19 protein-coding genes and 2 pseudogenes are annotated in these 24,010 nt (G+C 63.3%); 11 read left to right on the forward strand and 10 right to left on the reverse strand.

Features of this window, described 5'->3' with window-relative positions:
- Window positions 1-2: 2 nt before the first annotated feature.
- Both F3Y30_RS00185 and F3Y30_RS00190 read right to left on the reverse strand, forming a co-directional pair.
- The gene (locus F3Y30_RS00185) at window positions 3-1,595 is read right to left on the reverse strand and encodes a DHA2 family efflux MFS transporter permease subunit (protein ID WP_203424602.1); all 1,593 of its coding nucleotides are present in this window, start codon (window positions 1,593-1,595) and stop codon (window positions 3-5) included.
- A 16-nt stretch (window positions 1,596-1,611) separates the two neighbouring features.
- On the reverse strand, window positions 1,612-2,826 hold the full coding sequence (locus F3Y30_RS00190; RefSeq protein WP_203424603.1) for an HlyD family secretion protein: 1,215 nt from the start codon (window positions 2,824-2,826) through the stop codon (window positions 1,612-1,614).
- Window positions 2,827-2,959: 133 nt separating this feature from the next.
- On the opposite strand from F3Y30_RS00190, the gene F3Y30_RS00195 reads away from it, so the two are divergent.
- Both F3Y30_RS00195 and F3Y30_RS00200 read left to right on the forward strand, forming a co-directional pair.
- A complete protein-coding gene (locus F3Y30_RS00195; RefSeq protein WP_203424604.1) occupies window positions 2,960-3,634 on the forward strand; it encodes a TetR/AcrR family transcriptional regulator in 675 nt (224 codons plus the stop codon).
- Between the two features lie 135 nt (window positions 3,635-3,769).
- Entirely contained in the window at window positions 3,770-4,528 is a 759-nt protein-coding gene (locus F3Y30_RS00200; protein WP_203424605.1) for a TerC family protein, read from the forward strand.
- 153 nt (window positions 4,529-4,681) lie between these two features.
- Here F3Y30_RS00200 and F3Y30_RS00205 read toward each other — a convergent pair whose 3' ends face one another.
- Entirely contained in the window at window positions 4,682-5,224 is a 543-nt protein-coding gene (locus F3Y30_RS00205) for a glutathione peroxidase (RefSeq protein ID WP_203424606.1), read from the reverse strand.
- Window positions 5,225-5,723: 499 nt separating this feature from the next.
- Here F3Y30_RS00205 and F3Y30_RS00210 point away from each other — a divergent pair, with 499 nt between their 5' ends.
- The 3 genes from F3Y30_RS00210 (at window position 5,724) to lysS (ending at window position 10,665) form a co-directional block, all read left to right on the forward strand.
- The gene (locus tag F3Y30_RS00210) at window positions 5,724-7,496 is read left to right on the forward strand and encodes an SLC13 family permease (protein ID WP_203424607.1); all 1,773 of its coding nucleotides are present in this window, start codon (window positions 5,724-5,726) and stop codon (window positions 7,494-7,496) included.
- A gap of 192 nt (window positions 7,497-7,688) precedes the next feature.
- Complete coding sequence (gltX, locus tag F3Y30_RS00215; RefSeq protein WP_203424608.1) at window positions 7,689-9,158, forward strand: glutamate--tRNA ligase; 1,470 nt, start codon at window positions 7,689-7,691, stop codon at window positions 9,156-9,158.
- 10 nt (window positions 9,159-9,168) lie between these two features.
- The gene (gene lysS / locus F3Y30_RS00220) at window positions 9,169-10,665 is read left to right on the forward strand and encodes a lysine--tRNA ligase (protein ID WP_203424609.1); all 1,497 of its coding nucleotides are present in this window, start codon (window positions 9,169-9,171) and stop codon (window positions 10,663-10,665) included.
- Window positions 10,666-10,827: 162 nt separating this feature from the next.
- Here lysS and F3Y30_RS00225 read toward each other — a convergent pair whose 3' ends face one another.
- On the reverse strand, window positions 10,828-11,586 hold the full coding sequence (locus tag F3Y30_RS00225; RefSeq protein ID WP_203424610.1) for a hypothetical protein: 759 nt from the start codon (window positions 11,584-11,586) through the stop codon (window positions 10,828-10,830).
- A gap of 393 nt (window positions 11,587-11,979) precedes the next feature.
- On the opposite strand from F3Y30_RS00225, the gene F3Y30_RS00230 reads away from it, so the two are divergent.
- From F3Y30_RS00230 to F3Y30_RS00255, 6 genes are all read left to right on the forward strand, one after another.
- Window positions 11,980-12,876 carry a metal ABC transporter substrate-binding protein gene (locus F3Y30_RS00230; RefSeq protein WP_203424611.1) on the forward strand — a complete coding sequence of 299 codons (897 nt, stop codon included), beginning with the start codon at window positions 11,980-11,982 and terminating at the stop codon, window positions 12,874-12,876.
- Complete coding sequence (locus F3Y30_RS00235) at window positions 12,873-13,745, forward strand: manganese/iron ABC transporter ATP-binding protein (RefSeq protein ID WP_203424612.1); 873 nt, start codon at window positions 12,873-12,875, stop codon at window positions 13,743-13,745. Before F3Y30_RS00230 ends, F3Y30_RS00235 begins: the two co-directional genes overlap by 4 nt.
- Window positions 13,742-14,614 carry a metal ABC transporter permease gene (locus tag F3Y30_RS00240; protein ID WP_203424613.1) on the forward strand — a complete coding sequence of 291 codons (873 nt, stop codon included), beginning with the start codon at window positions 13,742-13,744 and terminating at the stop codon, window positions 14,612-14,614. Before F3Y30_RS00235 ends, F3Y30_RS00240 begins: the two co-directional genes overlap by 4 nt.
- Window positions 14,611-15,465 (forward strand): metal ABC transporter permease, encoded by an 855-nt coding sequence (locus tag F3Y30_RS00245; protein ID WP_203424614.1) that lies wholly within the window; start codon window positions 14,611-14,613, stop codon window positions 15,463-15,465. The genes F3Y30_RS00240 and F3Y30_RS00245 overlap by 4 nt, the downstream gene beginning before the upstream one ends.
- A 213-nt stretch (window positions 15,466-15,678) precedes the next feature.
- Window positions 15,679-16,914 carry an FAD-binding oxidoreductase gene (locus tag F3Y30_RS00250; protein WP_203424615.1) on the forward strand — a complete coding sequence of 412 codons (1,236 nt, stop codon included), beginning with the start codon at window positions 15,679-15,681 and terminating at the stop codon, window positions 16,912-16,914.
- A 50-nt stretch (window positions 16,915-16,964) separates the two neighbouring features.
- Window positions 16,965-17,924, forward strand: a complete 960-nt coding sequence (locus F3Y30_RS00255) for a nucleoside hydrolase (RefSeq protein WP_203424616.1) — start codon at window positions 16,965-16,967, stop codon at window positions 17,922-17,924.
- 22 nt (window positions 17,925-17,946) lie between these two features.
- Here F3Y30_RS00255 and ung read toward each other — a convergent pair whose 3' ends face one another.
- The 6 genes and pseudogenes from ung to F3Y30_RS00285 all read right to left on the reverse strand — a co-directional run bounded on the left by ung (window position 17,947) and on the right by F3Y30_RS00285 (window position 23,985).
- Window positions 17,947-18,639, reverse strand: coding sequence for a uracil-DNA glycosylase (gene ung, locus F3Y30_RS00260; protein ID WP_203424617.1), 693 nt, complete (start codon window positions 18,637-18,639; stop codon window positions 17,947-17,949).
- Window positions 18,640-18,758: 119 nt separating this feature from the next.
- Window positions 18,759-19,484, reverse strand: coding sequence for a ParA family protein (locus tag F3Y30_RS00265; RefSeq protein ID WP_203426425.1), 726 nt, complete (start codon window positions 19,482-19,484; stop codon window positions 18,759-18,761).
- A gap of 243 nt (window positions 19,485-19,727) precedes the next feature.
- A pseudogene (locus F3Y30_RS00270) lies at window positions 19,728-20,806 on the reverse strand (chemotaxis response regulator protein-glutamate methylesterase).
- A 9-nt stretch (window positions 20,807-20,815) separates the two neighbouring features.
- Window positions 20,816-21,667 (reverse strand): CheR family methyltransferase, encoded by an 852-nt coding sequence (locus tag F3Y30_RS00275; RefSeq protein WP_246752826.1) that lies wholly within the window; start codon window positions 21,665-21,667, stop codon window positions 20,816-20,818.
- A 23-nt stretch (window positions 21,668-21,690) separates the two neighbouring features.
- Complete coding sequence (locus F3Y30_RS00280; RefSeq protein ID WP_203424618.1) at window positions 21,691-22,173, reverse strand: chemotaxis protein CheW; 483 nt, start codon at window positions 22,171-22,173, stop codon at window positions 21,691-21,693.
- A gap of 1 nt (window position 22,174) precedes the next feature.
- A pseudogene (locus F3Y30_RS00285) lies at window positions 22,175-23,985 on the reverse strand (methyl-accepting chemotaxis protein).
- Between the last annotated feature and the right edge of the window lie 25 nt (window positions 23,986-24,010).

Genomic DNA, 24,010 nt, shown 5'->3' on the forward strand with positions numbered 1-24,010 from the left:
CGTCAATGTCCGCCGCCGGCACCGCCGGCTGCCGAAGAGGGTTTGTTGATCATCAGAACACCGAGCACCATCGCCAGGAACAGCACGGTCAGCATGAGGAACACGTCGCTGAACGACAGGATCATCGCCTGCTTCTGGACGAGGCCGACCATCTGCTTGACCGCGACCGTCGCGCCATCGAGGCCGTGTGCGGTATAGTTGGCGGCCATGTTCGTCATCTGCTCGACAGCCGTGGGATTGCCCCAGTCGATGTGCTCGCGCAGGCGCATGTAGTGGACGTCCTGGCGGTTGGTCAGCACCGTGTTGATGATGGCGAGCCCGACGGCGCCGCCGAGATTCCGCGTCAGGTTGAAAAGGCCCGAGGCACCGCGGATCTTGGCCGGCGGCAAGGTGCCGAGCGCAATGTTATTGATCGGAACCATGCACAGCATCAGGCCGACGCCACGCAGGATCTGCGGAATGAACAGTTCGTAGAAATCCCAGTCCGCGGTGAGCCCGGTCATGATCCAGGTGCCCGACGCAAACGAGACGAAACCGATCGTCATCATCGCGCGCAGGTCGATCTTGCTCGCGAGCATGCCGGCGAGCGGCGCGGTGAAGAACATCGCCAGGCCCGAGACGAACATGGTCTCGCCGATCATCAGCGAGTCGTAGCCACGGATGCGCCCGAGGTAGACAGGATAGATATAGGTGAGCCCGTAGAGGCCTATGCCCATGACAAAGGAAAACGTCGAGCCCAGGGCGAAGTTGCGGTTGGCGAAGGCCTTGAGGTCGACCACGGGGAACTCCACCGTGAAGGCTCGGTAGAAGAACACCAGGGCGGCGACCACCGAAGCGACGGCTCCGATGAGGATGTACTCGTCATTGAACCAGTCGTTGGCGTTGCCCTCCTCCAGCACGTACTCGAGCGCGCCGAGGAAGATGGCCATCGAGGCAAGCCCCCACCAGTCGAACTTCTTCAACAGCGACATCTCGGGCTTGTCGAAGTCGATGAAGTTCCAGGTGACGATCGTGACGATGATGCCGGGAACGATGTTGATCAGGAACAGCCAGTGCCAGGAGAAGGCGTGGCTGAGATAGCCGCCGACGGTCGGGCCGATCGTCGGGGCGAGCGTGGCGATGAGGCCGATGATCGGCGAGACGATGTTGCGCTTGGAAGGAGGGAAGATCGTGAAGGCGGCAGCGAACACCGACGGAATCATGCCGCCGCCGATGAAACCCTGGAGCGCGCGATAGACGATCATCTGCTCGATGTTGGTGGCCGTCGCGCAGAGTGCGCTGGCGATCGTGAAGCCGGCAGCGGAGAAGGCGAACAGATAGCGGGTGGAGACGATGCGCGCGAGCGTTCCCGAGAGCGGGATCATGATCACTTCGGCGATCAGATAGGCGGTCTGCACCCAGGCAATTTCGTCGGAACCGGCGCTGAGGCCCGCCTGGATCTCGGAAAGCGACGCGGACACGACCTGGATGTCGAGGATCGACATGAACATGCCGAGGACCATCGCGAAGAACGCGATCAGCCGCTTCGGATCCATGGTTTCGGCAGCGGCCGGCGCCTTGCTGGGCACCTGGCCTGCGGTAGCTGTGGCGGACATCGTCGCCTCCGGTCTCTTACTTGGCAGCCGCTACGCCGGTTGCGGGCGCCGTGCGGGTGTCGACGTCGACGACGACACTGAGGCCGGCGCGCAGGCGACCGCTGTCGAGCGCCTCCTTCGGCAGGGCAATGCGCACGGGGACGCGCTGGATGATCTTGGTGAAGTTACCCGTCGCGTTTTCCGGCGGGAGAAGCGAGAATACCGAACCGGAAGCCGGCGAGATGGATTCCACCGTGGCTTCGATCGCGTGATCGTCATAGGCGTCCACGTGAACCTTTACCTTCGATCCGGGAACGAGATGCGCGATCTGCGTTTCCTTGAAGTTCGCGTCCACGTAGAGTTCGCGCACCGGCACGAGCGCCATCAGCTTCTGGCCGGAGGAAACGAGGTCGCCGACCTGGACCGAGCGGTTGCCGACGATGCCGTCATAAGGCGCCTTGAGCACGGTGAAGTTGAGGTCCCGCTGTGCCTTGTCGCGCTGGAGCTCGAGGGTGCGGATCGTGCCTTCCTCCTCCTTGCGCTGGGCTTCGAGGAGCGCGATGTTCGCCTTTGCCGCGGTGATGTTCGCCTCGCCACCGACGAGGTTCGCCCTCGCCTGGTCGAGCGCGACATTGGCGCTGTCGAGGGTTGCCGTGGTGCCCACAGACTTGGACTGCAGCTCGCTCGCGCGCTTCTGTGCGATTTCGGCACCCTTGAGCGCCGCGGTCAGCGCGACCTGTTGCGCTTCGGTCTGCGCAAAGCTTGCCTTGGCGCCGTCGATCTGGGCGTCGATGCGGTGGAGCGAGAGGCGGGCCGTGTCGATCTGGGCATTGGCCTGGTCGAGCGCGTTGCGATAGTCGCCGTCCTCGAGAGTTGCCAGGACGTCGCCGGCCTTGACCTCCTGGTTGGCGACCACATTGACCTTCTCGACGTAGCCCGTGACCTTGGGAGAAATCGTGGCGATGTCGCCCTCTATATAGGCGTCGTCCGTGGAGACCATGAAGCGGCCGTTCGTCCACCACTCGTAGCCGTACCAGGCGCCGGCGGCGAGCAGCACCGCCACGAGAACGGGGAGAACACGACGCTTTCCGCCGCTCTTGGCCGGGGCCGCTTCGGCCTCGACCTTCGCCGGACCGGACACGCCTTCCGCGCGGCCTTCCGCAGCCGGGACCGTCTCGGACGCGGGAACGAACTCTTCGTCGGCTTCGACGGGACGAACTCTCGCTATGTTGGTATTCTGCTTGCCTGACATCGTCGCACCGGATCGAAATTGAACAAATTTTATCGAACTGAACCGTTCGGTTCGATTGACATAGGCGCATTCCTGTCGCATATCAAGTGAAATCGAACCGAGCGGTTCGAAAATAGTATGGACGTACACTACCATGACGGATGTGAAGGAATTGGAATCAATCTGTGCGGATGCAGCACAGGCCGGTCGTCGCGCCGCGGGCGAGGATCCGGCCAAGCGCGAGCAGATCCTCGAAGGCGCCAAGCGCGTCTTCATGGAGCAGGGTTTCGATGCCGCCAGCATGAACGACATCACCCGTGCCGCCGGCGTTTCGAAGGGCACGATCTACGTCTATTTCCAGAACAAGGAAGATCTATTTGCGGAACTGATCGAGCGCGAGCGGACCCGGATCTCGGAGACCGCCGGCCACGCGTTGGACGCCGGCCTGTCCGTCGAGCAGGCGCTGCACGACTTCGGCGTGATCTTTTGCACACATATTTCGTCAAACTACACGATCAACGCGATGCGGATCGTGATCGGCGCCATGTCGCGCATGCCGGCGCTCGCCTGCAGTTTCCTGTCTTCGATGCGGATGAACCCGGTAACCGTCCTCAAGGCTTATCTCGACCGCCAGGTAAGTGCCTCGACACTCGCGATCGACGACACGGAAATGGCCGCACGACAGTTCCTCGAGCTCTCCACGGTCGGGATCTTCAAGCCGAGACTTTTCGGCTCCATGGCATCCCCGCCGCCCACCGATGAAATTGAGCGCATCGTCAACAGCGCCGTCAGGGTATTCCTTGCCGCCTACGGTGCTGAAAAGGCCTGACCCCCGCGAATTTCCTCGCCGATTGATGGCGCCGCCGGGAATTTCCACTCCCGGCGGGCGAGATGCCTTGTAAGCCTTTCAAATCTCCATAAATACGGGGACTCATACCCTACGCTCAAAAGGAGAGAAGATCGGATGGAGAGCATCCTCACCCTGATGCAGGACCCGGCGGCCTGGATTGCCCTCATTACACTGATTGTGATGGAGGTGGTCCTCGGCATAGACAACCTGATCTTCATTTCGATCCTCACCAACAAGCTGCCCCCCGAACATCGGCAATCGGCGCGACGCATCGGCATCAGTCTCGCCCTCATCATGCGGCTTGCGCTCCTCGGCACCGTGGCCTGGATCGTCCAGCTGACGACGCCGGTCTTCGAGGCCTTCGGCCACGGTTTCTCGTGGAAGGACATGATCCTGATCGCCGGCGGCATCTTCCTCGTCTGGAAGGCGACGAAGGAGATTCACCACAACGTCGATCCGGCCGAACACGGCGAGGATTTCATCGCGACCTCGGTGACCTCCGGCTTCACCGCCGCGATCGGCCAGATCCTTCTCCTTGACCTCGTTTTCTCGGTCGACAGCATCATCACGGCGGTCGGCATGACGCCGCATCTGCCGATCATGGTCATCGCCGTCCTCGTCGCCGTCTCGGTCATGCTGTTCGCCGCGACCCCGCTTGCGAACTTTATCGAGAAGAACCCGACGATCGTCATCCTGGCTCTCGCCTTCCTGTTGATGATCGGGACGACACTCATCGCCGAGGGCATGGGCCTTCATGTGCCGAAGGGCTACGTCTACGCGGCCATGGCCTTCTCGGCGCTGGTCGAGCTTCTCAACATGCTCGCCCGCAATGCCCGGCAGAAGAAGAAGGCCAGCGGCGCGACGGTCCACTGAGGCGCCAAGCCTCCCTGCTGCCCTTCCCGGTCGACCGGGAACGGCAGAACCGGCCGCCGGTGTCGTCGCCGGCGGTCTGCACGGCTTCCCGCTTGCTTAATCCGGCAAGCGGGACTGACCGGCCCGCGCTCCCGCATGCCGGCCGCAGCCTGACTACTTTGCCAGCTCTGCGTCGATCGCCGACAGCAGGCGGCCATCCTCCGCGGTGACGTCCGGCGCGAAGCGGGCCTTGACCTCGCCGTCGCGGCCGATGAGGAATTTCTCGAAGTTCCAGAGGATCTCGTTGTCATCGGCGACCTCCATGCCGAAGCCACGCAGCCGCTCCTTCATCGGACCATCGCCGATGACGGGCACGCCGGAGCCGGTGAGCGCGCCGTAGAGCGGATGCTTGTCCTCGCCCTTGACGGAAATCTTCGAGAAGATCGGAAACTTCACGTCGTAGGTCAGCGTGCAGAACTCGACGATCTCCGCATCCGTTCCCGGTTCCTGGCCCTTGAAGTTGTTGGCGGGGAAGGCTGCTATGACCAACCCCTCGTCCCGCTTGTCCTCGTAGAGCTTCTCCAGACCTTCATATTGCTTCGTCAGCCCGCATTTCGAGGCGACGTTGACGACAAGCATGACCTGCCCCCTGTAGTCGTCGAGTGTGGTCTCGCGTCCGTCTGCGCGCTTCACGGGAATATTCAGAACGCCGCTCATCGGCAAATCTCCTAATCAAATCAGTGGGCGCGCAACCCTATCCCTCTTCGCCTATTTGTCCAGAGACGTTGACAGCAAGCCGTAGCCCTTGCCCTCGGACGATGCGACGCGTCCGTTCCGGCGCGACGATCCACCGATCGAGCGTGACCCAAGAGCGCTAAGGCCCGGCGGATTATCCGCCGGGCCTTGCTGTGGGGGGTACAGGGAACGAAGACACGAACCGGACGGTTAGGGAGCTCGCCTGCCTATTCGTTGGCCATGGGGAGAAACCGGTAAAATCCCCATGTTCTCCGCCCCGTCGGGTCCGGTTGGCACGGTCCGCATCTTCAACATCCTAACGGCCGCCGGACGGGATTGTTCCGGACGCCAAGCTCATGCTGCTCAGGAACTTTTCGACCGATTGCCGATTAATCATGCGACCACTCCAGACGCCTCAACGCTCCTGAGCTATAATCTTCTTCGACGCCCCGCGCGGGCGCCCGTGCCCGGAAAGACCTTCATGTCGACCGATCAGCTTCTGTCGTTCATCGTGATCTTTCTGATGATGGCCGCATTCATCTGGGGCAAGTACCGCCATGACGTGGTGGCCGCCTGCTCCCTGCTGGTGGCCGTCGCCGTCGGAATCGTTCCATTCGAAAAGGCGTTTTCCGGTTTCAGTGACGACATCGTGATCATCGTCGGCAGTGCGCTCGTCGTCAGCGCCGGCATCGCGCGCTCCGGCATCGTCAATGTTGCGGTCCAGCGCTTCTTCCCCAACCTGACAACACTGCAGACCCAGCTCGCGCTGTTGATGATCTCGGTGGCGGTGCTTTCGGCGTTCATCAAGAACATCGGCGCGCTTGCGATCATGATGCCGATGGCCTTCCAGTTCGCCAAGCGTGCCGGAGTTCCGGTGTCGCGCTACCTGATGCCGATGGCCTTCGCGGCACTCCTCGGTGGCCTCATGACGCAGATCGGAACCTCACCCAACATCGTCGTGTCGCGGCTGCGCCACGAGATCACCGGCCAGTCCTTCACGATGTTCGATTTCACCCCTGTGGGCGCGATCCTGACGGTGGTCGGGATCGTCTTCCTGATTTTGTTCTACTGGCTGGTGCCCGCCCGCGCGAACCAGAACCCCTCGATCGAGGAGGCCCTGGAACAGTCGGCCTATTCCTCCGACGCAACCGTCATCCCGGGGTCGTCCACCATCGGCAAGACTCTCCGCGAACTATTGAAGCCCGGCGAGGGCGAGGTTGCCGCATCCGCCATCATTCGCGGCGAGAATCGCTTGGCGCCGCTGCCGGACGTGAAGATCCTCGAGGGCGACACCGTTCTGATGGAGGGAACACCCGGCGGGCTCGATCACGTGGTGTCGAGCGGAGGACTGAAGCTCTCCGGCAAGCCGATCCGGCACTTCACCGGAGACGCCGACGACATCAGGGCGATCGAGGCGATCGTCGCCAATGATTCACGGGTAGCCGGCCTCTCTGCTCGCGCCCTGTCGCTCTTCCACAGCTACGGCATCAACCTGCTGGCGGTCGGCAGGCAGGGTCAGAAGCTCGGGCAAAAGCTCAGCGAGGTGGTCCTGCAGCCTGGCGACGTGGTGGTGATACAGGGCGACAGCAGGACGTTGCCGCACTCCCTGCAGGACCTCGGCCTGCTTCCGCTCGCCCAGCGGGAGATTTCCCTCGGGCGGCCGCGCAAGGCCGTCCTGCCCGTGCTCATCCTCGCGGCCGCGATGGCCGCGACCGCGGCAGGAGCGGTGCCCGTCGCCACCGCCTTCTTTGCCGCTGCCGTCGCGATGGTGCTCCTGAAGGCCATCCCGCTCGCAGACGCCTATCGCGCGCTCGACGGATCGATCCTGGTGATGCTCGCCGCACTCATCCCCGTCAGCGACAGCCTGCGCACCACGGGCGGCAGCGAACTGATTGCCGGATGGCTCGGCGCGGCCGCAAGCGGCATGCCCGCATTCGGAGCGATCGCGCTCATCCTGTTGACGGCGATGGCGGTGACGCCCTTCCTCAACAATGCGGCGACCGTTCTCGTCATGGCACCGATCGCGGCGAGCTTCGCCGAGACGCTGGGCTACCGCCCGGAGGCCTTCCTGATGGCCGTGGCCATCGGTGCCGGCTGCGACTTCCTGACCCCGATCGGCCACCAGTGCAACACTCTCGTCTTCGGACCGGGCGGCTACCGGTTCAGCGACTATCCGCGCCTCGGCTTGCCGCTGTCCTTCATCATCGTGGTGGCCAGCATTCCTGCCCTGATGCTGTTCTGGCCGTTGCGTTAAACCGGAGGCGCCGGGCTTTCACTCCCTTGACGTGCCCGGTTGAATATGGTCTCACGCAGCCCACGTGGAAAACTCCGTCTGCGCTGCATGTTTCGGCGAATTTGCGGACTTTCCTTCCCGTAAAGAATGAGCCGATAACGCCGGAACACGTCCGGCGCAGGCTCTGGACCATGTCGAGACGGACTGACAATCATGACCACTTCCGGGACGACCTCCGGCGTTCGCGTACGCATCGCACCCTCTCCCACCGGCGAGCCGCATGTCGGCACGGCCTACATCGCGCTGTTCAACTACCTCTTCGCGAAGAAGCACAACGGCACATTCATCCTGCGCATCGAGGACACGGACGCGACCCGCTCCACGCCCGAATTCGAGCAGAAGGTGCTGGACGCGCTGAAATGGTGCGGCCTCGAATGGTCCGAAGGTCCTGACATCGGCGGTCCCTACGGTCCCTACCGGCAGAGCGACCGCAAGGACCTCTACCAGCCCTATGCACAGGAGCTTCTGGACAAGCAGCACGCATTCCGCTGTTTCTGCACGCCGGAGCGGCTGGAGCAGATGCGCGAGGCACAGCGCGCCGCCGGCAAGCAGCCGAAGTATGACGGCCTCTGCCTTCACCTGTCTGCCGAGGAAGTCACCTCCAAGGTGGCGGCCGGCGAGAGCTCGGTCATCCGCATGAAGATCCCGGCCGAGGGGTCTTGCGACTTCACCGACGGCGTCTACGGCGATGTCTCGATCCCGTGGGATTCGGTGGACATGCAGGTCCTCATCAAGGGCGACGGCATGCCGACCTACCACATGGCAAACGTCATCGACGACCACCTGATGAAGATCACCCACGTCGCCCGCGGCGAGGAGTGGCTGGCTTCGGTTCCCAAGCACATCCTGCTCTACCGCTATTTCGGCTGGGACGAGCCGATGTTCATGCACCTGTCGCTGATGCGCAACGCCGACAAGTCCAAGCTGTCGAAGCGCAAGAACCCGACCTCGATCTCCTACTACACGGCGCTCGGCTATCTGCCGGAAGCGCTGATGAACTTCCTTGGGCTGTTCTTCATCCAGATCGCCGAAGGCGAGGAACTGATGTCGATGGAGGAACTGGCCGGGAAGTTCGACCCGGACAACCTCTCCAAGTCCGGCGCGATCTTCGACATCCAGAAGCTCGACTGGCTGAACGGCCGCTGGATCCGCGAAAAGCTGTCCGAGGAGGAATTCGCCGCACGCGTCTTCGCCTGGACGATGGAGAACAACCGCCTCATGGACGGCCTCAGGCTTTCCCAGTCGCGCATCACCAAGCTCGGCGAACTTCCGGACCTCGCAGGCTTCCTGCTCAAGTCCGACCTCGGCCTGGAGCCTGCGGCCTTCGCCAAGGTGAAGTCGAGCCCGGAAGAGATCCTCGAGATCTTGAACACGGTTCAGCCGGACCTCGAGAAGATCCTCGAATGGAACGTCGAAAGCATCGAGGCGGAGCTGCGCGCGGTGGCAGACCGGTTGGGCAAGAAGCTGAAAGTGGTCGTCGCACCCCTCTTCGTCGCCGTATCGGGCTCGTCGCGCTCGCTTCCCCTCTTCGACTCCATGGCGGTCCTCGGCCGCTCCGTCGTGCGCCAGCGCCTCAAGGTCGCGGCCCAGGTGGTCGCCTCCATGGCCGGCAGCGGAAAGTAAGGACAGAACGATGAACGACAAGACGACACCAGCCACCCTCTCCTCCGACGCCACGGAAGTGCGCCGCCAGAAGCTTGATCTTCTGCGCAAGGAGATCGGCGACGTCTATCCCGCTCACTTCCACCGCACGCTCACCAATGCGGAGCTGGCGGAGAAGTATGCGCATCTGGAGCCCGACACCGAGAGCGGCGACACCGTGACCGTCGCCGGGCGTGTCTATTCCTCGCGCAACTCCGGCATGTTCATGGACATCCATGACGCCTCCGGCAAGGTCCAGATCTTCTCGCACAAGGACACGACTCCCGAAGAGGCGCGCGCGCTCCTGCCGATGATCGACCTCGGCGACATCATCGGCGTGACCGGCCAAGTCCGCCGCACCAAGCGCGGGGAGCTGACGATCAACGCGCAAGAGATCACCATGCTGACCAAGACGCTGCTGCCGATGCCGGAGAAGTGGCACGGCGTGGCAGACGTCGAGATCCGCTACCGCAAGCGCCACCTCGACATCATGACGAACGAGGAATCGAAGCTGCGCTTCCAGCAGCGCTCGAAGATCGTCTCCGGAATCCGCCGCTTCATGGAAAACGACGGCTTCATGGAAGTCGAGACACCGATGCTGCATTCGGTCTATGGCGGCGCCACGGCCGAACCCTTCAAGACGCACCACAACACGTTGAAGCTCGACATGTTCCTGCGCATCGCGCCGGAGCTCTATCTGAAGCGTACGCTGGTCTCGGGCCTCACCGACAAGGTCTTCGAGATCAACCGCAACTTCAGAAATGAAGGCGTCTCGACCCGGCACAACCCAGAATTCACCATGATGGAGTGCTACTGGGCCTATGCGGACTACGAGGACATCATGGACCTCGTCGAGCGCCTCTTCGCAGAGCTTGCCACCAGGGTGCACGGCTCCACCGAGTTCACCTATGGCGACACCGAGATCTCGTTCAAGGGTCCGTTCAAGCGGGTGCCGATGCCCGACGCCGTCAAGGAAGTGACCGGCATCGATTTCCTTTCGATCAAGACGGACGAGGAAGCCCGCGCTGCCGCCAAGGCCGCCGGCTTCGAAGTCGAGAAGGACTGGACCTGGGGCGAATGCCTCGCCTTCATCTTCGAGGAGAAGGTAGAGGGCACGCTGATCCAGCCGTCGCATGTCACGCATTTCCCGAAGGACATCTCGCCCTTCGCCAAGGAAGTACCGGGCGAGCCGCGGCTCGTCGAGCGCTTCGAGACCTACTGCAACACGTGGGAAATCGGCAACGCGTTTTCGGAGCTCAACGACCCGGTCGAACAGCGCGCCCGCATGGTCGAGCAGCTCGAACAGGCGCATGCCCGCGGCGAAAAGGCAAAGCAGCTTGACGACGAGTTCCTCGACGCGATCGACCAGGGCATGCCGCCCGCAGGCGGCCTCGGCGTCGGTGTCGACCGGTTGATCATGCTCTTGACCAACGCCCCGTCGATCCGCGACGTCATCCTCTTCCCGGCGCGCCGCGCCAAAAACGACTGAGCCTCATCGGCTGGACTAGACCATCTAAAGCCCCGCTCACGCGGGGCTTTTTTCGTTATGTGATGTTTTTGTTCCCGGCCGGATGAGGCCAGACGAAGCAGGAGGCGACAGCTGCCTCGATCGTCGGCTCGTGAGCCTATGCAAGGGATCGACTGACGGGCGTCAGTGCGTCTCGGACGCCTTTTCGTGCGCTTCGGCCGGCTCGGCATGCTGCTCGCCGCCCTCATGCGAGGCTCCGTCGGCAGGCAGCGCTTCCACGCCGGCACTGTCCGCTTCCTCGATGGAGACCGGCCCGTGACTTTCGCCGGACGCTTCGCCCGCGGCAGCTGCCAGAGCCTCGAAACTGGTCGGATCTACGTGCTCTCCGGCGTCTTCGGCGGAATGCTCGCCCTCCGCCGAAGCGTGTTCCTCAGCTGCTTCGTGGCCGCCGCTTTCTCCGTGTTCCGCCGGCTTCTCGCCATGGCCGCTTGCAGGAGCTGCCGCCCCGTGCCCGCTGCTGGAGCCGCCGTGTTCGCTCGCCTGCCCCTCGACGACGGGATCCGTACAGTCCTCGCGCTCGGTCATCGCGGTCACGATGTCCCGGATCTCGGCGAGGCTCAGTTCCTTCTTCTCGCCGTAAAACTCTCCGTTCTCTGCCGGGCTGCCTTCGACGTAGCGCGCCTCGAAGGGCGCTTTCATGCCCGGAATTGCTGCGGGCTTCGGAGCGAACAGCACCTCGGCTCCGATCGCACGGCCGCGCATGTCCGCTCGGACAGCGGGACCCGCCTCGTCGAGGAGGATGACCTGATAGAGGTCGGCTTTCTCTTTGCCGGAAAACGAAGCGGCAACGCGAAGCGCCGTCTTGATGCGCACGTCGCCCTCGAGCGCGCGGGCGCGCACGAACTTGCGGATCCACTGCTGGCCGTTCTTGTTGAGGCGCACCGTTTCCACGTTGACGCAGGCGACGCCGGAGATCTTCTCTGCCGGAGGACCGAGAATGGCCTCCTTGCCGAGAATGACCGCGCCGCACCCGAGGCGCCCGACAAAACAAGAATGCCGGCGCCGAGAATGACCACCTTGCGGGACAATCGCAATTTCGACGGGATGAACTTCGCCAAACGCACTACTCTCGGTTCAAAGCTACCGTGACCTCGAGAAGGAGACCGGCACGTAGGGGCAATCTAGCCATTGGGAGTTTCGGAAAACTTAAGGGCACGCCCCCGCATCACGAATGCCCTTCGGCGGCAAACCCTGCGAATGATTTGCAATAGCGTTGACACGCCTCATGGAATGCCTATATTTTATTGCAACTCACTCGCAAAAGCATGAGGCCTCATGATTTCCGATATGCTGAAACCTCTCCTGCTGGCCCTTTCGTTCTTTTCCCTTGCGGCCGGTAGCGGCGAAGCATTGGCGAAGCCCAAGGTCGTGACGACGTTCACGATCATTGCAGACATGGCCCGCAACGTGGCCGGCGACGCCGCCGACGTGGAATCCATCACGAAAGCGGGCGCCGAGATCCACAATTATCAGCCGACTCCGCAGGATATCTATCGCTCGCTTGATGCCGATCTGGTCCTGCGCAACGGTCTCAATCTCGAACTGTGGTTCGAAAAGTTCCTGACAAACCTCGGCGATGTTCCGAATGTCGTCGTGACTGATGGCGTCGAGCCGATGAGCATCGTCGAAGGCCCCTACGAGGGCAAACCCAACCCGCATGCCTGGATGTCACCGGCGAATGCCCTCATCTACATCGAGAACATCCGCAAGGGTCTGACGAGCATCGATCCGGACAATGCCGAGATCTACGCCGCCAATGCCAAGGCCTACGGAGAAAAGATCACCGCGCTTTCGACCGAAATCCGCGACAGCATCGCCACCTTGCCGGAGAACAAGCGCTGGCTCGTCACCAGCGAGGGCGCCTTCAGCTACCTGACGCGTGACTTCGGATTGAAGGAACTGTTTCTCTGGCCGATCAACGCCGATCAGCAGGGCACGCCGAAGCAGGTCAAGGCTGTCATCGACGCGGTGCGCGAACACAACATCCACGTCGTGTTCAGCGAGAGCACGGTATCGTCCAAGCCCGCCGAACAGGTGGCAGCAGAGACGGGCGCCCGCTATGGCGGCGTGCTCTATGTCGACTCGCTCAGCGAGGCGGACGGGCCGGTACCCACCTATCTCGACCTGTTGCGCGTCACCTCGGAAACGATCGTGGAAGGCCTGACGAAATGATGATGGGCAGCAGGGCGAAGAGCACGCCGGGGATTATCGCGGAAGACGTCACAGTCACCTATCGCAACGGCCACACCGCCCTGCGCCATGCAAGCTTCTCCGTGCCGAAGGGCACGATCACAGCCCTCGTCGGCGTGAACGGCAGCGGCAAGTCGACGCTGTTCAAGGCGATCATGGGCTTCGTGCCGGTTGCCGCCGGCAAGGTCACGATCCTCGGCCTTTCGGTGAAGGAGGCGCTGAAGCGCAATCTCGTCGCCTATGTGCCGCAGGCGGAAGAGGTCGACTGGTCCTTCCCGGTCCTCGTCGAGGACGTGGTGATGATGGGCCGGTACGGTCACATGGGCTGGCTCCGCATACCATCCGCCAAGGATCACAGGATGGTCGACGACGCTCTCGCCCGCGTCGGCATGAGCGACTACCGCAAGCGCCAGATCGGGGAACTCTCCGGCGGGCAGCGCAAGCGCGTGTTCCTCGCCCGGGCGCTGGCGCAGGAAGGCCAGGTGATCCTGCTCGACGAGCCGTTCACCGGCGTCGACGTCAACACTGAGGAACAGATCATCGAGCTTCTGCGCACGCTGCGCGCCGAGGGTCGGGTGATGCTCGTGTCCACCCACAATCTCGGCAGCGTCCCGGACTTCTGCGACCGGACGGTCTTCGTCAAGGGCACCGTCATCGCATCCGGCCTGACCTCGGAAACCTTCAACGAGACCAATCTGGAGCGCGCCTTCGGCGGCGTGCTCAGGCACTTCATCCTTGCTGGCCATGATCTTCACGAGGACGAGGATCCGCGCGAGATCAAGGTCATTTCCGACGACGAGCGCCCCTTCGTCATCTACGCGGAGCACAAGCCGGAAAAGACCGAGCAATGAGCGCACTCCTGGAGCCTTTCAGCTACGACTACATGGTGAATGCCATGTGGGTCAGCGCCCTCGTCGGCTGCGTCTGCGGCTTCCTCTCGGCCTACCTGATGCTCAAGGGCTGGTCGCTGATCGGAGACGCGCTTTCCCATTCCATCGTGCCGGGCGTTGCGGGTGCCTACATGCTGGGTCTCCCCTTCTCGATCGGCGCCTTCCTGTCCGGTGGGCTTGCGGCTGGCGCCATGCTGTTCCTCAACCGCAGGACACGGCTGAAGGAGGATGCGATCATCGGCATGATCTTCACCTCCTTCTTCGGCATCGGCCTCTTCATGGTCTCGCTCTCGCCGACCTCGGTGAACATCCAGACCATCGCGCTCGGCAACATCCTGGCGATCACGCCCGGCGACACGCTTCAGCTTGCCATCATCGGTGGACTGACCCTCGCCATCCTGCTCGTCAAGTGGAAGGACCTGATGGTCGCCTTCTTCGACGAAAGCCACGCGCGTTCGATCGGCCTCAATCCGCTGGCGCTCAAGCTGCTCTTCTTTACCCTGCTCAGCGCCTCGACCGTCGCGGCCCTCCAGACCGTCGGCGCCTTCCTCGTCGTCGCCATGGTCGTCACGCCAGGCGCGACGGCGTATCTGCTGACGGACCGGTTCCAGCGGCTTGTCCTCCTCGCCGCATTGCTCGGCGCCGCGACAAGCCTCGTCGGCGCCTATCTTTCCTATTTCCTCAATGGGGCGACCGGCGGCGTCATCGTGGTGCTGCAGACGGCGATCTTCCTTCTGGCCTTCGTCTTCGCACCAAAGCACGGTCTGCTGGCCGCGCGCCGCAAGGGACGACTGGCACTCGCGGGCGGCGCCGATGGAGAAGCGGCATGAACGAGTTCGCCTTTCTTGCGTTGATGCCCTTCCAGCTTCCCTTCATGCAGAACGCCTTCGCGGTGACGCTGTTGATCTCGGTGCCGATGGCGCTGCTCTCCTGTTACCTCGTGCTCAAGGGCTGGTCGCTCATGGGCGACGCCGTCTCGCATGCGGTCCTTCCGGGCGTCGTGGTCGCCTATGTGGTGGGACTGCCCTTCGCGGCTGGCGCCTTCGTGGCCGGGCTGTTCTGCGCGATCGCTGCCGGTTACCTCAAGGAAAACAGCCGCGTGAAGGAGGACACGATCCTCGGCATCGTCTTTTCCGGCATGTTCGGCCTCGGACTCGTGCTCTACGTGAAGGTCGAGCCGGACATCCACCTCGACCACATCCTCTTCGGCGACATGCTTGGCATTTCGCTCCGCGACATCGCTGAAACCGCCATCATCGCGGCCATCAGCACGGCCTTCATCCTCGTCTGGAGAAGGGACCTCCTGGTGCAGGCCTTCGATCGCCAGCACGCCTGCGCGATCGGCCTTCCCGTTCGCTTCCTCCACTATGGACTTCTCGCAGTGCTTTCGCTCGTCGTCGTTGGCGCGCTTAAGGCGGTCGGCATCATCCTGTCAGTCGCCATGCTGGTGGCACCGGGCGCCATTGCATCGCTGGTCACGCGCCGCTTCGGCCCGATGCTCGTCGTCGCGGTTCTCGTCGCGGCCGGCTCCTCCTGCCTTGGAATCTATCTGAGCTTCTTCCTCGACAGTGCGCCTGCCCCCACCATCGTCGTGCTGATGACCATCCTCTTCGTCCTCGCCTTCCTGCTGCAGTTCAGGCGGCCCGAGACGGGACAGGCCGACGCCGGCGGAAATCGCTGAAGCCGACGGCGGCGGGGAGCCTCCTCCCTGCCCCGGGCACCGCGTTTCCAACCTTTCTTGCGGCCCGGCCGGTGGCAGTAACGCTTGCGTGCCGGAAAATCAGTTCGGCGAAAAGGTTCCCTTTGGCTATCCATTGCTCTATCGTCCGCGGCGATCGGATGGCGCGGACGGCCGCATCGGTGGCGTCAGGCATCGGGGATAGACGGGACAGGCATGGCAAATATCGGAATCGTCGGCGGCGGCATTATCGGCTGCGCCACCGCACTTCACCTCATCGAACAGGGGCATGATGTCACTGTCATCGAGCGCGATGCCGGCGGCCTGCCCGCGTCCGTCGGCAATGCCGGCATTCTCGCAGTTCCCGAAATAGATCCGGTCGCACGCCCCGGCATGCTGCTGGCGGCGCCGAAGTGGCTGCTTGACCCGCTGGGGCCGCTCACCATCCGCTGGCAGGACCTGCCCGCGCTCACCCCCTGGCTCGCCCGTTTCCTCATGTCGTCGCGACCCGCCAACGTCGAACATGCGCGCCGCTCGCTGCTGTTCCTGATGAAGTCGGCGGAAGACGACCACCTCAACATGGGGCAGATGGTTGGGATCTCCGGCCACATCCGCTCCACGGGAGCACTGACGATCTTCGACACGCTGGTTGCACGCGACAAGGCCTTTGCCCATGAGGAACGGACCTCGGCGCTTCTCGGCTCCAAAATCGAGAAGCTCGATGCCGAGGAAGCGCGCCGCCGCGTACCGGCATTGAAGGGCAACTTCGCGGGCGCCGTGTTCAACGACGGCTACAAGACATTCGAGTACCCGCTGACGCTGCTGCGCCGCCTGCAATCTTCGATCCGCGCCCGCGCCACCGTCATAGACGCAGCGGCCTCCGCGATCGAGCCGACGGCCCAGGGCATCGCCGTTTCGACCGAAGGCGGAAACCGCCACGTCTTCGACAAGATCGCCATTACCGCCGGGGTCTGGTCGCGCGACCTGCTGACGGGGCTCGGCCTCAAGCCGTCGCTGGAGACCGAGCGCGGCTACAACACGACCTACGTCAACCCTTCACTGACCCTTGAAATGCCGGTGTTCTTCTCCGAACACGGCTTTGTCGCGACGCCGTTCGAGAACGCGCTTCGCATCGGCGGCGCCGTCGAGCTCGCACGGCCCGATGCGCCCGCGAACTATGGCCGCGCCCGGGCGATGCGCCAGAAGATGCGCCGCTACGTGCCCGATCTTCCCGAGGAGGGCGGCACGGAGTGGATGGGACGCAGGCCGTCGACGCCCGATTCCCTGCCGGTAATCAGTTTGCATCCAAAGGACCCGCGCATCGCCATGGCCTTCGGACATGGGCACCTCGGCCTGACGCTTTCCGCCGTGACAGGACGCCACGTGGCGAACCTGCTTTCGGGACCCGCGGCTCCCGAACTCGAGGCGTTTTCCATCAGGCGTTTCCAGTAGCATTACCCGGCGACAGCGTTCCCGGGGCATTCCGAGAAGAGAACTTCAGCATGCACAAGGTCATTTTCGACACGGATCCGGGCATCGACGACGCGATGGCGCTTCTGTTCCTGCATCATCATCCCGAGATCGACCTCATCGGCATAACGACGGTTTTCGGCAATGCGTCCGTCGAGACCACCACGCGAAATGCACTTTTCCTCAAGCAGGCCTGGGATATTCCCGCGCCCGTCGCCATGGGCAACGGCAAGACCTACGTTCCCGAACGCCATTCCGCCGACTGGCCTGTGATGATCCACGGCCATGACGGTCTCGGCAACATCGACGTTCCCGACGTCGTCGATCTTCCGGTTGATCCGCGCCCGGCGCATCGGTTCATCATCGATACGATCCGCGCCAATCCCGGCGAGGTGACGATCATAGCCGTCGGCCGCATGTCCAACCTTGCCCATGCGCTGCGCGAGGATCCGCAGATCGCCAATCTCGCGCGCCAGGTCATCATCATGGGTGGCGCCTTCGACGTGCCGGGCAACGTCACGCCCGCGGCGGAAGCCAACATCCACGGCGACCCCGAAGCGGCTGATGTCGTGATGACGGCGGCCTGGCCGGTGGTGGTCGTCGGCCTCGACGTCACCATGAAGACGGTGATGACGCGCGACATGCTGGCCGGGCTCGTGTCCGCCGGCGGAGAGCGCGTCAGGCTCCTTTCCGACATCTCGCAAATCTACATCGACTTCTACGGACGGCACGTTGAGGACGCGATGGTTGTCCACGACAGTTGCGCCTGCGTCTATCTGGTCGCGCCCGAGCACTTCACCACCCGCAGCGGTGCGATACGGGTGGCGACGAGCGGCGTCGCCGACGGCCAGACGATCCAGAAGCCAGACGGGCGGCACTTCCCGCCGGGAGACTGGGACGGCTACCCGAGCCAGCTTGCCTGCATCGATATCGACGCGCCGGCCGTGCTCCGCCTCCTGGGCGAGACGCTGGCCTCACCCGCCCGGCCCTGAAGGACCGGAGACAGTCCACGCATCACGGTTCCAGCGGCAGACGCCAGTCGATCGGTTCGCGGCCCTTCGACTTGAGGAAGTCGTTCGCCTTGGAAAAATGACGGCAGCCGAAGAAACCGTTGTGGGCGGAAAGCGGCGAGGGATGCGGCGCCCTGAGCACGAGATGGCGCCGGTGGTCGACGAAGCTTGCCTTCTTCTGGGCATAGGAACCCCAGAGCATGAAAACGACCGGATTGCCGTTCTCGTTGACGGCGCGGATCACGGCGTCGGTGAACTGCTCCCATCCCCGCCCCTGGTGCGAGGCCGCACGTCCCATCTCCACGGTCAGCACGCTGTTGAGGAGCAGGACGCCCTGTTGGGCCCAGTGCTCGAGAAATCCGTGACGGGCCGGCGCGATGCCGAGATCGCTGTCGAGTTCCTTGTAGATGTTGATGAGCGACGGCGGGATCCTGACACCCGGTCTGACGCTGAAGCAGAGCCCATGCGCCTGTCCCTCACCGTGGTACGGATCCTGGCCGAGGATGACGACGCGCACATCGTCGAGGGGGGTGAGGTCGAGTGCGCGGAAATACTCCGCACCCTTCGGGAAGATACGTTTGCCCTGTTCCTTCTCCGTTACGAGAAAGCTTCTGAGCGACGCCATGTACGGGCTGCCGAACTCCGCCGACAACGGCGCCTTCCAACTCTCTCCGATGCGGATGTCTCCGGTCGTCATGCGATGCTCCCTTCACCCTTCCTCTATCGCCAAAACGCCGCGGCCTGTCGAGCGTGAATGCGCGACAGGCGTGCGAATGCCGGCAACGAAGCTGAATGGGAAAGCGGGACGAACGGGTCTCAGGCGGCCGACAGAAGCCTCTGACGCACGGTCTCGGCGGTCTGCGCCTTCCGCGCCTTAGCCGCGACACGCTGCACGATCTCACGCCCGAGGGCGCGGGCATTCTCCTGCGCCTTTTCGAGATTGCTGACCTTGCGGGCGTCCATCGTGTAGAGCGTCTCGCCGCACCCGAAGATGTCGCGATAGGCCGAGCGCTCGATGATCGGCGTGTCCAGGACATCCACGCGGCGTTTTGCCAGCAGATCCTTGACCGCGATCAGTGCGCGCGTGGTGACCATGGAATTGACGCGGGTGAGCACCACGGAATGCGCGATGCGGATGTCGGCCTTGTCCTCGAGATACTGGAGGAGCTCGATGACGTTGGCGCCGCCCTGCGCATCCATAGCCGATCCCTGGACGGGAATGAGCACGTGATCCGAGTAACCGACGGCCTTGGCGAGAAGCGAGTTGCGCGAGCCGGGCAGGTCGATCAGCACGTAGTCGCTCCGGCCGCGCTCCTCGGCGACATGCCCGTCGATCGTTCCCATCGTGACGTAGGTTACGACGGAAAGGTTCTTCCGGCTCTCCGCCGTGGCGGCCTCGAACCAGCGGGTGATCCACTGCTGCGGGTCGGCGTCGAGAACCGAGACCCGGTAGCCCATGCGGGCAAGCTCGGTGGCGACCAGGAGAACGGCAGTGGTCTTGCCCGCTCCGCCCTTGGTGTTGGCAAACGTGATGACTGGCATCATCGATCCTTCGAATGGGTTCGTGAGCCTTGTCATCGCTCGTCCAGTACCGCACATGGTACCGGGATCTATTTTGCCCGCATCATGGTTAACGGATGATAAAGCGCGCCTGACGCATATCTCCCGGAAGAGGTTATCGGCCCGGGCTAAAGTGAGACGCAGGAACAGGGACGGAAAGGGCATTAACCCTCTGTTTCTGCAGAACTTCGGGCGCGGGTTCGCTCAGCTTTTGCAGGAAATTCGCTAGTGCTTGCGGTCCGCGGTGAGGATTTCCCAGGCGATGTTGTCGAGCGGCACGACGCGATCGACGCCTCCATGGGCGATCGCTTCCTTCGGCATGCCGAACACGACGGAGGTCGCCTCGTCCTGGGCAACCGTATAGGCGCCGGCGCGATGCATCTCGTCCATGCCCCGCGCGCCATCGTCGCCCATGCCGGTCATGATCACGCCCATGGCGTTCGATCCGGCACAGCGCGCCGCCGAGCGGAAGAGCACGTCGACGGAGGGCCGGTGGCGGGAAACGAGCGGCCCGGTCCGCACCGAGACATGGTAGCGCGCGCCCTGGCGCTCCAGCATCATGTGATGGTCCCCGGGTGCGATCAGCGCATGCCCGCGCAGCACCGGATCGCCGTTCTGGGCTTCCTTGACCTCCACCTCGCACAGGCCGTTCAGCCGCTTGGCGAAAGCCGCCGTGAACTTTTCCGGCATGTGCTGGACGATGACGATGCCCGGCGAATTTGCGGGAAGCTGCTCGAGGAGCACACGAAGCGCCTCGGTACCCCCGTCGATGCCCCGACGCAGACGACCATTTCCGTCGTCTTCGCCATTGCCCGCCCAGAAGGGGGCGGCAATACGGCATCGGCGGTAAGCTTGGCGGCCGGCCCCTGCGAGAGCGGCACGCGCCGCGGTCCGGAGAGGCGGGCATGGGCTGCACCCCGCACGGCTTCGCGGATCCGCACGCCTGACTCCTCCAGGTGATCGGCCGCACCGATCTTGGGCTTGAGGATGACGTCGACCGCTCCCGCTTCCAGCGCCTGCAGCAGGGTTTCGGAACCCTCCTCCGTCAGCGAGGAGCACATCACCACCGGGATCGGCCTCTGCGACATCAGCTTGCGCAGGAAGGTGATGCCGTCCATGCGCGGCATCTCCACGTCCAGCGTGATGACATCAGGGATTTCTTCCTGGATCTTCTTCGCCGCCATGAAGGGATCAGAGACCGCGGCCATGACCTCGATGTCGGGATCCTGTTCGAGGACGCGGACGAGCGCCTGACGAACGCTGGCGGAATCGTCGATGATGAGCACGCGGATCTTTTTCGCCATGAGCGGACTTCAGACTTTCTTGAACACGGTATTCGCGACCTGCTTGATCGGAAGGTTGATTCCGGTCACCGTTTCCGAGTGGCCGATATAGAGGTAGCCGCCCGGCACCAGCCGATCGCAAAGCCGCGACAGCACGTGGGACTGGGTCGGCTTGTCGAAATAGATGAGCACGTTGCGGCAGAAGATGATGTGCATGGGATCGCCGACCTTGTAGGCGTCGTCCATCAGGTTCAGCCGGCCGAAGCCGATCGACGAGCGCAGCGAAGGCTTGATCCGCACGTCGCGGCGGGAAGGATCGCGCGCGGTCATGACGTACTTTTTCCTCAGCGCCGGCGGAACGGGATCGACCATTTCCTCCGCGTAGATGCCGCGCCACGCCGTGCGCAGCACGTCGGTGGAAAGGTCGGTCGCGAGAATACGGTAGTCGAGCCCGGAGTTTCCGGAAGCGAATTCGGCAAGCACCATCGCCATGGTGTAGGGCTCGGCCCCCGTCGAGCAGGCCGAACTCCACAGCCGCAGGCGCTTGTGCCCGGCATTGACGAGAGCCGGCAGCGCCTCCTGCTCCATATGCTCGAAATGCTTCGGCTCCCGGAAGAAGTCCGTCTTGTTCGTGGTCACGGCATCGATCAGGTAGACCGATTCCGTTTCGATGCCGCCCTCCTTGAACAGGAAGTGGCAATAGGCATCGAATGTTGGAATGCCGGTCGCGCGCAATCGCCGGCGCAGCCGGCCTTCCAGCATGGTCATCTTGGTGATCGGCATCTTGATGCCGCTGTAGTCGTAGATGTACTTCGACAGCGCCTCGAAATTGCGGTTGCTGATGCGATCGTCAGAATATTGGACTCTCTCCGCTTGCCCCACGGCGACGCTCCGTTATGCGAATTCTATGGCAGCGCTGCCGGCTTGCGCCAACGCCGTTTCCGCCCCGAGAAGAGGCGTGCGAGATCGACGATCACGACGAAGCCGCCGTTCCTGCGCACGACGCCCGAGATGTAGTCCGAGCGCCAGCGCACGCCGATGTCCGGCGCACCCTCGATCTCATCCTGACGGAAGGGCACGACCTCGAAGACCCGGTCGGCGACCAAGCCGAGCGTCATGATGCGATCCTTCATCGGTACGTCGAGGACCAGTATGCGTGTGTGCGGCGTCTTGACCGTACGGCTCATCCCGAGGCGCAGGCGCAGATCGATGACCGGCACCCCCTGCCCGCGAACGTCCCTGAGGCCCAGCAGATATTCCGGGCCGTGGGGGATCTTGAAAGCTTCCTCGTGGTCCAGGATTTCCCGGACCACCTCGACAGGCACGGCGAAGACCTCCTCGCCGAGGCTGAATGTCACGAACTGGGACTCGGCAGACGTGCTTGCCATGTTATGCGCTCTCCTTGAAATGCGCGTCGTCGGCATCCGGGCCGCCCATCGACATGTCGATGGCAAAGCCCTTCGCGCGCGCCTGCTGCCCGCTCACCGTATTGGTGTGGGAAGAAGTCGGGGCGGGCTTGCGAGCAGGCGCGGCAGCGATTGGCCGTGCAGGTGCCGGCTTGCGGACCTGGGCAGCCGCCTTCTCGCCGCTGCGATCGACACGGAAGAAGGAGATGGAGGCCTGGAGCTCCTCGGCCTGTGCGGCGAGTTCCTCCGACGTGCCGGACATTTCCTCGGACGAGCCGGCATTGACCTGGGTCACCTTGTCGAGCTGCTGGATCGCCTCGTTGATCTGCGAGGCGCCGATGTCCTGCTCGCGGCAGGCGGCCGAGATCTCGGAAACCAGCTCGGCGGTCTTGCGGATGTCCGGAACCAGCCGGTTCAGCATCTCGCCGGCTTCGGTCGCGACGGTTACGGTTTCACCCGACAGAGCGCTGATTTCCGATGCGGCCGCCTGGCTGCGTTCGGCAAGCTTGCGCACTTCCGACGCCACGACCGCGAAGCCCTTGCCGTGCTCGCCGGCACGCGCTGCCTCGACAGCGGCGTTGAGGGCGAGAAGGTCGGTCTGGCGGGCGATTTCCTGAACGATCGAGATCTTCTCGGCGATCGTGCGCATGGCGCCGACGGCACGGCCGACGGCCTCGCCGCTGGCTTCGGCATCCTTGGCGGACTGGCGGGCGATCTTCTCGGTCTGGGCGGCGTTGTCGGCATTCTGCTTGATGTTCGACGCCATCTCTTCCATCGAGGCGGAGGCCTCTTCGGCGGACGAAGCCTGTTCGGTCGCACCCTGCGACAGCTGCTCGGAGCTTGCGGAAAGTTCCTGGCTGCCGGCCGAAACATTGTCGGCGGCCGAGAGCGCATCGGCCACGACGCCGCGCAGGCGTTCGACCATGCTTTCGAGCGCAATGCCGAGTGTGTCCTTGTCGGACAGTGGCTTGGGCGAGACGGTCAGGTCGCCGTTGGCGATCTGGTCGGCAATGGTCGCCGTGTTGCGCAGGTTGCCGGTCATGACGTTGATCGTGTTGACCAGATCCTTGATCTCGTCGTTCGTCTTGATCTCGACGTTCTGGTTGAGGTCGCCGATGGCCACGGCCTCGGCCACGAGGCTGATCTTTCGCAGGCCGTTGTTGATACCGAGCGCGATCCAGACGGCGGCGCCAATGGCAATGAGGAGTGCGGCGGCCGAGAGACCGAGGATGAACGTCCGGGTCGTTGCGTACTGGACGTTGGTGTCCTGGTCGGCCTGATCCATGAGGGCGTTGTTGGCTTCGACGCGAGCCTCGATCCGCTGCTCGATATCGTCCATGATGCTGCGGGCGTCACCCGTGGCGATCCGCACGCCTTCCGCGGCGTTTCCGCTTCTCACCAGCGAGCGAATCCGGTCATCGAGGGAGAAGAGCTTTGCCGAGAGTTCCTTGACTTCCGCCCAGCTTTTCAGTGCCTCGTCGCTCGTCGAAGTTTGCTGGAGTTCCGCCAGCATTTCCGAGAACTTGACCCGGTTGCGATCGCCGGCATCGATGTACTGGTTAATTTCGTCCTGGGTGTCGGCCGTGACGAGGTTCATCTGCGCACGCGCGATGCGCAGCTGGAAGTTGTTCAGTCGCTGAGCACTTTCGAGGCGCGCTGCCGGCCCGAGATGAGATCGGTGATGGCCTGGTTGAGATTGCCGAGGCTGAAGATGCCGTAACCTGCGGTCGCGACGAGCAACAGGATCGTTACTCCGAATGCCAGAGCCAGTTTGAGTTTTATCGTGAATCGCATGTGGGGTCTTCTCCAAGACGTTCGG

This window comes from Sinorhizobium sp. BG8, assembly GCF_016864555.1.
Classification (GTDB): domain Bacteria; phylum Pseudomonadota; class Alphaproteobacteria; order Rhizobiales; family Rhizobiaceae; genus BG8.

What these genes read in the sequence shown, in the direction of transcription:
- F3Y30_RS00205 (WP_203424606.1), bottom strand. Translation starts at nt 5,224, where the DNA reads ATGAGCGGCGTTCTGAATATTCCCGTGAAGCGCGCAGACGGACGCGAG.
- F3Y30_RS00245 (WP_203424614.1), top strand. Translation starts at nt 14,611, where the DNA reads ATGAACGAGTTCGCCTTTCTTGCGTTGATGCCCTTCCAGCTTCCCTTC.
- F3Y30_RS00250 (WP_203424615.1), top strand. Translation starts at nt 15,679, where the DNA reads ATGGCAAATATCGGAATCGTCGGCGGCGGCATTATCGGCTGCGCCACC.
- F3Y30_RS00235 (WP_203424612.1), top strand. Translation starts at nt 12,873, where the DNA reads ATGATGATGGGCAGCAGGGCGAAGAGCACGCCGGGGATTATCGCGGAA.
- F3Y30_RS00240 (WP_203424613.1), top strand. Translation starts at nt 13,742, where the DNA reads ATGAGCGCACTCCTGGAGCCTTTCAGCTACGACTACATGGTGAATGCC.
- F3Y30_RS00255 (WP_203424616.1), top strand. Translation starts at nt 16,965, where the DNA reads ATGCACAAGGTCATTTTCGACACGGATCCGGGCATCGACGACGCGATG.
- F3Y30_RS00210 (WP_203424607.1), top strand. Translation starts at nt 5,724, where the DNA reads ATGTCGACCGATCAGCTTCTGTCGTTCATCGTGATCTTTCTGATGATG.
- F3Y30_RS00200 (WP_203424605.1), top strand. Translation starts at nt 3,770, where the DNA reads ATGGAGAGCATCCTCACCCTGATGCAGGACCCGGCGGCCTGGATTGCC.
- F3Y30_RS00280 (WP_203424618.1), bottom strand. Translation starts at nt 22,173, where the DNA reads ATGGCAAGCACGTCTGCCGAGTCCCAGTTCGTGACATTCAGCCTCGGC.
- F3Y30_RS00265 (WP_203426425.1), bottom strand. Translation starts at nt 19,484, where the DNA reads ATGCCAGTCATCACGTTTGCCAACACCAAGGGCGGAGCGGGCAAGACC.
- F3Y30_RS00185 (WP_203424602.1), bottom strand. Translation starts at nt 1,595, where the DNA reads ATGTCCGCCACAGCTACCGCAGGCCAGGTGCCCAGCAAGGCGCCGGCC.
- lysS (WP_203424609.1), top strand. Translation starts at nt 9,169, where the DNA reads ATGAACGACAAGACGACACCAGCCACCCTCTCCTCCGACGCCACGGAA.
- ung (WP_203424617.1), bottom strand. Translation starts at nt 18,639, where the DNA reads ATGACGACCGGAGACATCCGCATCGGAGAGAGTTGGAAGGCGCCGTTG.
- F3Y30_RS00230 (WP_203424611.1), top strand. Translation starts at nt 11,980, where the DNA reads ATGATTTCCGATATGCTGAAACCTCTCCTGCTGGCCCTTTCGTTCTTT.
- gltX (WP_203424608.1), top strand. Translation starts at nt 7,689, where the DNA reads ATGACCACTTCCGGGACGACCTCCGGCGTTCGCGTACGCATCGCACCC.
- F3Y30_RS00195 (WP_203424604.1), top strand. Translation starts at nt 2,960, where the DNA reads ATGACGGATGTGAAGGAATTGGAATCAATCTGTGCGGATGCAGCACAG.
- F3Y30_RS00190 (WP_203424603.1), bottom strand. Translation starts at nt 2,826, where the DNA reads ATGTCAGGCAAGCAGAATACCAACATAGCGAGAGTTCGTCCCGTCGAA.